The organism is Candidatus Symbiothrix dinenymphae (assembly GCF_001431085.1).
This window is the reverse complement of record NZ_BBRU01000186.1, coordinates 1-679: the sequence shown is the minus strand read 5'-3', so window position 1 is coordinate 679 and position 679 is coordinate 1. Positions and strand designations below refer to the sequence as shown.

1 protein-coding gene is annotated in these 679 nt (G+C 49.2%); it reads left to right on the top strand.

The genetic code is table 11. The features are described 5' to 3' along the window. A partial coding sequence (locus ASC50_RS02685) for a TonB-dependent receptor plug domain-containing protein (protein ID WP_158648315.1) occupies positions 1 to 679 on the top strand: 679 nt, incomplete at both ends.

Sequence of the window (679 nt, the reverse complement as noted above, 5' to 3'; positions counted from 1 at the left end):
AAACCACCCTTAATCCTGGTGGATGGATTTGAACCAACTGCCGATGACCTGGCGCGTATGCAGCCGGACGACATCGAAAGTTTCTCCATCCTGAAAGATGCTTCGGCAGCGGTGCTCTACGGGTCTCGCGGTGCCAACGGTATCATCTTAGTCACTACCAAGAGCGGACGCGAAGGCAAAGTGAAAATCAATGCCCGTGTGGATGTCAACGTGAGTACGCCTACTGCACTGCCTGAAATGATTGGCGCTGTGGAGTACATGCAGTTGTACAATCAGGCGCTTCAATCGCGTTATCCTGACAGGGATGTGTATTACAGCGAGCAGAAGATTCAATCCACCATACGGGGTGAAAATCCGATGGTTAACCCCAATGTGGACTGGTATGATATGCTGTTCAAGCAACAGACCGTCAATACCAGAGCAAATTTGAATGTCTCGGGTGGTGGAGCCGTTGCGAACTATTTCGTGTCCGTTGGCTACGAAAATGAAAACGGGTTGTTGAAAGTTGATAATCGGAACAATTTCAACACCAACATCGACATCAACCGGTTCAATCTCCGCAACAACGTGATTTTCAAACTGTCGCCCACGACTACCTTGGATACCCGTTTACAGGCGCGTTATGAGAAATATACAGGACCGAGCGTGTCGGCAGGCGAGATTTTCAATCAGGTGATAG